9 protein-coding genes are annotated in these 7,992 nt (G+C 37.5%); 7 read left to right on the forward strand and 2 right to left on the reverse strand.

The genetic code is table 11. From position 1 onward, the window contains the following. Positions 1-229 precede the first annotated feature (229 nt). The 7 genes from C9J37_RS12490 to C9J37_RS12520 all read left to right on the forward strand — a co-directional run bounded on the left by C9J37_RS12490 (position 230) and on the right by C9J37_RS12520 (position 7,164). Positions 230-757, forward strand: a complete 528-nt coding sequence (locus C9J37_RS12490) for a YceI family protein (RefSeq protein WP_107895604.1) — start codon at positions 230-232, stop codon at positions 755-757. Between the two features lie 357 nt (positions 758-1,114). Next, positions 1,115-2,041, forward strand: a complete 927-nt coding sequence (locus C9J37_RS12495) for an NAD-dependent epimerase/dehydratase family protein (RefSeq protein WP_107895605.1) — start codon at positions 1,115-1,117, stop codon at positions 2,039-2,041. A gap of 223 nt (positions 2,042-2,264) precedes the next feature. Next, a complete protein-coding gene (locus C9J37_RS12500) occupies positions 2,265-3,542 on the forward strand; it encodes an AAA family ATPase (RefSeq protein ID WP_107895606.1) in 1,278 nt (425 codons plus the stop codon). Then, complete coding sequence (locus C9J37_RS12505; protein WP_107895607.1) at positions 3,539-4,114, forward strand: RloB family protein; 576 nt, start codon at positions 3,539-3,541, stop codon at positions 4,112-4,114. The genes C9J37_RS12500 and C9J37_RS12505 overlap by 4 nt, the downstream gene beginning before the upstream one ends. A gap of 541 nt (positions 4,115-4,655) precedes the next feature. Next, on the forward strand, positions 4,656-5,426 hold the full coding sequence (locus C9J37_RS12510) for an ABC transporter ATP-binding protein (RefSeq protein WP_107895608.1): 771 nt from the start codon (positions 4,656-4,658) through the stop codon (positions 5,424-5,426). Positions 5,427-5,441: 15 nt separating this feature from the next. Beyond that, positions 5,442-6,395, forward strand: a complete 954-nt coding sequence (locus tag C9J37_RS12515) for an ABC transporter substrate-binding protein (protein WP_107895609.1) — start codon at positions 5,442-5,444, stop codon at positions 6,393-6,395. A gap of 13 nt (positions 6,396-6,408) precedes the next feature. Continuing rightward, on the forward strand, positions 6,409-7,164 hold the full coding sequence (locus tag C9J37_RS12520; protein WP_107895610.1) for an ABC transporter permease: 756 nt from the start codon (positions 6,409-6,411) through the stop codon (positions 7,162-7,164). Between the two features lie 38 nt (positions 7,165-7,202). On the opposite strand, the gene C9J37_RS12525 is transcribed toward C9J37_RS12520, so the two are convergent. Together C9J37_RS12525 and C9J37_RS12530 are read right to left on the reverse strand one after the other, a co-directional pair. After that, positions 7,203-7,643, reverse strand: a complete 441-nt coding sequence (locus C9J37_RS12525; protein ID WP_025218694.1) for a winged helix-turn-helix transcriptional regulator — start codon at positions 7,641-7,643, stop codon at positions 7,203-7,205. A gap of 162 nt (positions 7,644-7,805) precedes the next feature. Then, the coding region (locus tag C9J37_RS12530; protein WP_153063491.1) for a zinc ribbon domain-containing protein at positions 7,806-7,992 on the reverse strand (187 nt) is incomplete at its 5' end.

Here is a 7,992-nt window from a genome sequence, read left to right on the forward strand (position 1 = left end):
GTCGAAAATGATGAAAATAAATTACTTGACGTAAATTAATTATTAATATATAGTAAGTTACATAAAGTAATTGATTACTTTTCGTAACGTAAAATAAGCTAAGAAGTACTCGAAGTAACTACATATGTTTAGCTCATTTATTTTAGGGTAACATAATTAGTGTAGTTACTTCATATTTTAACATATATCTCGAATTCGAGATATAAACAAACAATTGGAGGAATTTAAAATGGCAAAATGGAATATCGATTTAGGACACTCAGCAATTAACTTTCAAGTAAAACACATGATGGTATCAAAAGTAAAAGGCGTATTCGATAGTTATTCAGCTGATATCGAAGCAGCAGATCTTGCGGATTTAACAACAGCAAACATTACTATTACAATTGATGCAGCAAGCATTAACACTCGTAGTGAAGACCGTGATAATCACTTAAAAGCTGATGATTTCTTTGATACAGACAGCTATCCAAATATTACGTTTAAATCAACAAGCATTACAAAAAAATCTGCTGATGAGTATGCGTTAACTGGTGATTTAACAATTAAGGATGTAACGAAATCAGTAACATTCGATACTGAATTTAACGGTAAAGGTACAAATCCATGGGGTCAGGAAGTTTATGGCTTCGAGGCAGAAACAACAATTAACCGTGAAGACTTCGGTTTAACTTGGAATGCTGCTTTAGAAACTGGTGGCGTTCTTGTAGGCAAGGATATTAAAATTTCAGTTGAACTTGAAGTGAACCCTGCTTAACCTAAATCTCTTAACTAAAATCCGCTCGACTTTTACAGGCAAGTGATGAGTAACGGAGCTAAACGTTTCCGTCTGGCGCTCATGGCATGCTTGAAAGTCTGAGCGGATTTTTTTATTTCAGGTGTGTTGATTATTGTTATTGATTACTACTCCATATAGTAGTTCGTTTCATTATTGTCATTTATTTTATGAAAAAGTAGAATGAGTCTAGCAGTTGGTCTATTAGGACAAACAATCTCTGTAGAAGGAATATGTATTGTTATTGATAGTCTGTTAAAATAATCCGGTAATATGTTACTTGCATATTTTTAGCAATTAATGCATATAAAACATCATATTGTTTTTGGGGGCGATGGGATGAATGTATTAGTGACAGGTGGCTATGGTTTTATTGGCAGTGCTGTGGCAAGACGATTTTTTGAGGAAGGCGCCAATATTTATATAATTGATAATTTGAGTACGGGACATCTACGAAACATTGATTTTGAGCATAAATCGTACTTATTAAATGTTGAGGATGAAGTTTGCGAGCACTTCTTTAAGGAAGTTGCATTCGATGTGGTCATTCACTGTGCAGCGCAAACGAGTGTTCAACTTTCGATACAGGAGCCAATGAAAGATATTTTAACGAACATTGTAGGGCTTAGCCAGATGCTCTTCTTTTCGTCAAAATACAAGGTAAAACATTTTGTCTTTGCCTCTTCTGCGGCGGTGTATGGTAATAGTCATTATCCTCCGCTAGAGGAAACAGATGTGAGTGAGCCTATTTCAATGTATGGCTTAAATAAAAGTATTGGGGAAACGTATTGTGAAAAGTGGCAACGTGATTATCGTTTACCAACATTAATTTACCGTTTTGCCAATGTCTTTGGACCTAGACAGCGTATGCAGGGAGAAGCTGCGGTTATCCCTAGTATGTTAAAAAGTAGTCTAGAAGGTAAGCCCTTTACTATTTATGGGGATGGAGAACAGACGCGTGATTTCATCTATGTTGATGATATAGCAGATGCTATTTATGCTGGAGTAGAAGCTAGACTGCAAGGTATCTATAATGTCTCTACCAATGAAGCATGGTCACTCCATCAAGTTATATTATTATTACAACATTTAAATCACCCATTAGAGATACAGTATGCTCCTGCAAGAGAAGGAGATATAGAACATTCATTTTTAAATAATGAAAAACTGACGAAAGCGATTGGTTGGAAGCCCAAACATTCATTTGCAGAAGGCATCGAACTGACAATACAAGCTCTTCAAAATGAAAAAATTGTTGAAATCTAAATTTGGATTACTGAAGTATTTCCTATAACTATATTGGGTCTGTGTTCGAAATATCGAGCACAGGCCTTTTTGTTTAAGTGCCAGTCACCCAAACAATTCTGAATATTGTCCGGCAATTAAGCAATCGTTCTGTTAACTTGAAACTGGGAACAGCCTTTTTATTCTGACTATAGTATAATTATTGTTTAAAGGAATGTGGTGGAATGGGAACGGGGGCTATAGTATGCTAGTAGATTTTAGAGTGAAAAATTGCTTAAGTTACAAAGACGAGACATTATTTTCGATGGTGGCTGGGAGCCGAATTCGAAAATTAAAGGATACTCACACGATGACGATGGATTCATTAAGACTTGTGAAAAGTGCCTTTATATTTGGATCGAATGGCAGTGGCAAATCCAATTTATTTGCTACGCTAAAAATTTTACGCTCATTGTTGTTTAACTTTGAAAATCTGAATAATGTCAAGCAACTGCGATTACCTTACCAGCCATTTAAGCTTGGGGGGCAACATGATAAGCCGACAGAATTCGTGATTTCGTTATTTCTAGAAGGCTCACTTTATGATTATGAGGTGCAATATAACGCCGAGCAAGTTCTTTATGAGCGACTTACAAAAACTACGAAAGCGATAAGTGAGGAGCTTTTTGTTAGACGATGGGACGGTACAGAATACGTGTATGAAACTGCACAAAGTACAGCAGTTGAACTGACAAACTATACACGGAATAATACTGCGTTTTTATCAGTGTTAAATGTCTTTAATAACGCAGATGCTAAAAAAATTTTCGATTGGTTTTTACATAAAATTTTGTTTTTAGATGAGGCACAACATTTAGCCAGCCACCCGCTTATTCGCAAACTGGAAGAGGACGATTTTAAGAGAGAGGTCATGAAAATATTGAAAATTGCTGACTTTTCTATTCAAGATGTGACAGCACGCCGTGTTGAACGCAGAGAAAAAAATACAATAGGCTATGATAGCGATACACAAGATATAATTCATGAAGTTGATATCGATTTGCATTATTTATCGTTTAATGAAGCTGGAGCACCGATAGGCACAGCGTCAATCAATTGGACGATGGATTCTAAAGGCACTATTAGATTGCTGCATTTAGCATGTGTCATAGTAGATGCATACAATAAAGGGAAGACGATTTTTATAGATGAATTTGACACGGCTTTTCATGTATCCATTTGTGAATTTTTAATGACCATTATGAACAGTGAGCGCAATACTAATAATCAATTTGTTGTAACAAGCCATGAAATTAATTTACTTGATGAACCATTACGTACTGACCAAATCTGGTTTGTCAATAAAAGCTTTAAAAATGAATCTGAATTATACTCCTTATTTGATTTTGCTGATTTGCAGAAAAAACGAGCGGATATTTCATATGCGAAGCGCTATTTAAAGGGTGAGTTTGGAGCAACACCAGTTATTAATGAATACTTATCATCTCAATATCTACGTGAAGTGGAGGTATCTGAGCAGTGAGAGTACGCCAGCAGGGGAATCGAACGGTCCGTAAAACGATTTTAATTTATTGTGAGGGAGAAACGGAGCGTATTTATTTTGAGCAATTACGTATTTTAAAACGCTCTAAAATGGTGAGTGTAAAGATAAAAAACGTTAAGCGCTCTGCCATTAAGTTAGCACAACATGCTTTTCGTGATTCAAGCTACCAATATTTTGATGAAGTATGGGTTGTTTTTGATAAGGATGATTTAACAGAGAAACAGTTAGAGGAAGTCAATGTATTCTGTGAAGAAAAAGATATTCATATTGCTTATACGAATGAAGCATTTGAATTATGGTTATTGTTGCATTTCGAAGTAGTGGATGTTTCAGAAAAATACCCTCGTGCGGTTTTAAATAACAAAATGGAAGAGCATCTTGGAGTAACACATTATTTCCGTCATAAGGCGGACGAGTCAATTATTGCTCCAATTGCACTTCGACATGAGGTAGCAATTCAAAATTGTTCAAAAATGATGTCATTTCGCAATACAGACAGTCGCGAGAATCCTTATTGCAATATCCATGACATGATTCAATACATATTTTAAAAGAGGTTTCCCTTTTGTTATAGAATCGAAGCTAGGATGATGATGACGAGGCTAAGACATAACCAGAAAAATTTAAGAAACAGACGAAAGGTGTTCATAATTTTTTGCTATATGGAGACCTTAGCTATTCTTGCTTTTGCAATTTAAAAAATTTGAAATGTTTACTAGTTGTTGGTAGCGAAGGCGGTGACTCCAGCGGGAACAGCACACAATGTAAGACGCAACAGACCGCGCGTTAGCGAGGGTTGCGGCTTACGGTGTGCCCGCGGAAAGCACCGCTGTAGCGGACAACAACGGCATAGCAAAAAAGTGTTAGATTGATTAGGTTCAATCTAACACTTTTTCTCTTTTGTCCCAGCCCCTTTTTTCTTTTGTTTAGCCTCGTTTTTTATTGAGCTGGTAGAGTGAGGTGGCAAATTGTCGGAATTCAAATATTTTTCTTGAAATTAGGTTGAAATTTTAAACTGAGTATAATAAAATAACTTAAAACATATTAAACCTAGTAAAATTATAAAGATTAAAATGGGGTGACAATAGCATTATGACAGCGCCGTTAATTTCTATTCAACAGGTAAGTAAAGCATTTGCTGAGCAAACAGTGCTCCATCAAATTTCATTGGATATACAAAAGGGAGAGGTTATAGCCATCTTAGGAAAAAGTGGCTGTGGCAAAAGTACGTTATTGAATTTAGTAGGTGGATTTGAACAGCCAACTGCGGGACAAGTATTGCTAGAAAGTCAGGTTGTAACAAAGGCGAGCAAACGCTGTATGATGCTTATGCAAAATTACGGGTTACTCCCTTGGCGCTCGGTACAAAAAAATGTGGAACTCGCATTAGAAGGAGAAGCGTTATCTAAAGTTGAACGACAGCAACGGGCACAGTATTATTTGAAGCTTGTTGGCTTAGAAAATCGACTAACGGCATTACCGAGTGAATTATCAGGGGGTATGCAACAGCGGGTTGCGATAGCACGTGCACTCGCAATTCGCCCAGAGGTTATTTTAATGGATGAACCATTTGCTGCACTCGATACTTTTACACGCTATTACTTACAGGACGAGCTTCTTGCCATCCAAAAAAAAGAGCAGACAACTATCTTACTGGTAACCCACGATATAGACGAAGCCATTTACTTGGCGGATCGCATTTTTATTATGAGTCCAAATCCTGGTCGCATTCATCGTGAGCTGTATATTCGAAGTGCTAAACCACGAGATCGTTCAGATTCAGAATTCCAGTATTTCCGTGAGATTATTTTCAATGAATTCCAGTTTACCCACCCGCAAAATACGATTGAATATAACATTTAAAATGGAGGATAAAAGATGAAGAAGAAATTAGGCATATTGTTATTCGTGTTCATGCTATTGCTGACGCTTGCGGCATGTGGGACGGATGACAAAAGTACAGCAGCGCAAACAGAGAGCAATAAAAAAGTTGTGAAAATTGGCTATTTACCAATTACCCATGCAGCACCGCTATATATGCAAACAGATAAAACCTACAAAGGATATGCCATCGAGCTCGTTAAATTTGGGTCATGGCCAGAGCTAATGGATGCTTTAAATACCGGTAAAATTGAAGGCGCATCAGTGCTGATTCAGTTAGCAATGAAGGCGAAGGAACAGGGGATTGACTTAAAGGCAGTCGCTTTAGGGCATCGAGATGGCAATGTTATCGTGACAGCACCAACAATCAAAAAAGTCGAGGATTTAAAAGGACAAAGTTTTGCAATTCCTAATAAATACTCTACACATAATATTTTGTTGTACCGCATGTTACAGCAAGCGGGATTAAAGTATGAGGATGTCAATGTGGTAGAACTACCGCCTGCAGAAATGCCAGCTGCGCTTGCAGAAGGTCGTATAGCAGGATATGTAGTAGCAGAGCCATTTGGTGCGATTTCTGTGGCGCTTGAAAAAGGCAAGGTATTATTTCAATCGGAGGAATTATGGCCAAATTCAATCGATTGCGGATTAGTACTTCGCCAAGCATTTATCGAAGAAAATAAAGATATTGCCCAACAATTCGTCAAGGATTATGCCGAGGCTGGAGAGCAGATGAATGAGGGAGGAGACCATGCACATGAGGTAGTGGCAAAATATATTAAAGTTGACAAGGATGTTTTAGATTTATCGTTAAATTGGATTTCGTATCATAACTTGAAAATTGAAGCGGATGCGTATGCCATTTTAAGAGATTCATTAATTGAGATGGGGTTATCCGAAAACCCACCAAGCTATGAGGAATTTGTTGATACGACATTATTGGAAGAATAGTAGGTGCATACGTATGAAAAAAATAGGACCTATTTTACTTGGATTTATATTATTGATAGCAGTTTGGCAGCTCGTCTCGATTATGGGGGGGCATGATGCCGCATTATTTCCTCCACCATTGGCTGTTTTGAATGCACTTCTAGTGACCATCAAAGATGGGTCGATATTCGAACATATCCAAATTAGTTTGTTGCGTTTTTTTAGTGGCTATTTATTAGCTGTTGTGGTGGCTGTTATTATCGGCTTAGTTGTCGGAAGGTTGGGGAGAATTTGGGCTGTGCTAGATCCGATTGTGCAAGTACTACGCCCTGTTTCACCTATTGCTTGGTCACCTTTTATCGTGCTATGGTTCGGCATTGGTAATATGCCCGCCATCGTTATTATTTTTATTGCTGCATTTTTCCCCGTGCTATTATCCACGGTGGCAGCAGTGAAAAAAGTCGATGCAACTTACTTACGGATTGCAGCCAATTTCGAAATGTCCCATTTTAATTTATTGCGAAAAATTGTATTTCCGGCGGCATTTCCTATGATTGCAAATGGTCTGCATATGGCATTAGGTAGTGCGTGGATTTTTTTAGTTGCTGGGGAAATGATAGGAGCGCAATCCGGGCTAGGTTTTTTAATAGTGGATGCACGAAATTCACTTAGTCTTGATTTAGTAATGGCAGCGATTATTGTGATTGGTGTACTCGGCTTACTACTCGATAAATCGATTCGTTATTTTGAACGTTGGGTTGCGAAAATTTGGGGTGGGCAAAGTGCTTAGGTCTCTGTAAAGCGTAGAAAAAGAGCTAGTCCAATGAATCATTGGTTAGCTCCGTTTTGAATAGCACGTATTTGAATAGTGTCAATGCGTTCGCCCGTTGTTTTGGAATAGTACCCAATTTCTACTCGCTCACCTGATTGGGCATCAACAATTTCTTTATAGCAAGGATCCAAATGCTCACTGCCCCATAAAATCATCGCGTTAAAAACGGATTCCAATGCCTTTCCTGATTCCGTTAAAGAATAGGCGTAGCGTGGTGGGTGGGCTGAATAGAGTGTAGAAGCGACAAGACCTGCCTCTTCTAAAGATTTTAAACGAGCGGACAATAAATTTGCAGAAAGGCCTGGCAAATTTAACTTAATGTCATTAAAGTTTGTTTGACCAATCAATAGCTCATGTAAAATGAGCAATGTCCAACGATCACCGATAATGTTTAAAGTTTGTGCAATATTGCATGGTAAATCATAACGTGTTTTCATAGTGTACCCGTTGCCAAAAATTTATAAAAATCTATAAATCTTGTTTCATTCTTGCTTCTCCGTGTTCGATTTTGCCTAAGCTACTTTCGGTTGCTATAACACTCCACAAGCGTTAATTCGGATACAACGAATCCTACATATTAATAGCTGTCTTGTCTGTGACTATACTATCAATTTTCCATAATTAACTAAGTTTATAGCTGCATTTAAATCCCTATCTATTTCTAAACCACATTCACATTTATATACTCTATCCGAAAGTTTTAAGTCTTTCTTGATCGTGCCACAACATGAACATGTTTTAGAAGATGGATAAAAACGACCTACTTGAACGAATTCAATGCCGTAT

It is taken from the genome of Lysinibacillus mangiferihumi, assembly GCF_003049665.1.
GTDB lineage: Bacteria > Bacillota > Bacilli > Bacillales_A > Planococcaceae > Lysinibacillus > Lysinibacillus mangiferihumi.

What these genes read in the sequence shown, in the direction of transcription:
- C9J37_RS12500 (WP_107895606.1), top strand. Translation starts at nt 2,265, where the DNA reads ATGCTAGTAGATTTTAGAGTGAAAAATTGCTTAAGTTACAAAGACGAG.
- C9J37_RS12490 (WP_107895604.1), top strand. Translation starts at nt 230, where the DNA reads ATGGCAAAATGGAATATCGATTTAGGACACTCAGCAATTAACTTTCAA.
- C9J37_RS12510 (WP_107895608.1), top strand. Translation starts at nt 4,656, where the DNA reads ATGACAGCGCCGTTAATTTCTATTCAACAGGTAAGTAAAGCATTTGCT.
- C9J37_RS12495 (WP_107895605.1), top strand. Translation starts at nt 1,115, where the DNA reads ATGAATGTATTAGTGACAGGTGGCTATGGTTTTATTGGCAGTGCTGTG.
- C9J37_RS12520 (WP_107895610.1), top strand. Translation starts at nt 6,409, where the DNA reads ATGAAAAAAATAGGACCTATTTTACTTGGATTTATATTATTGATAGCA.
- C9J37_RS12515 (WP_107895609.1), top strand. Translation starts at nt 5,442, where the DNA reads ATGAAGAAGAAATTAGGCATATTGTTATTCGTGTTCATGCTATTGCTG.
- C9J37_RS12525 (WP_025218694.1), bottom strand. Translation starts at nt 7,643, where the DNA reads ATGAAAACACGTTATGATTTACCATGCAATATTGCACAAACTTTAAAC.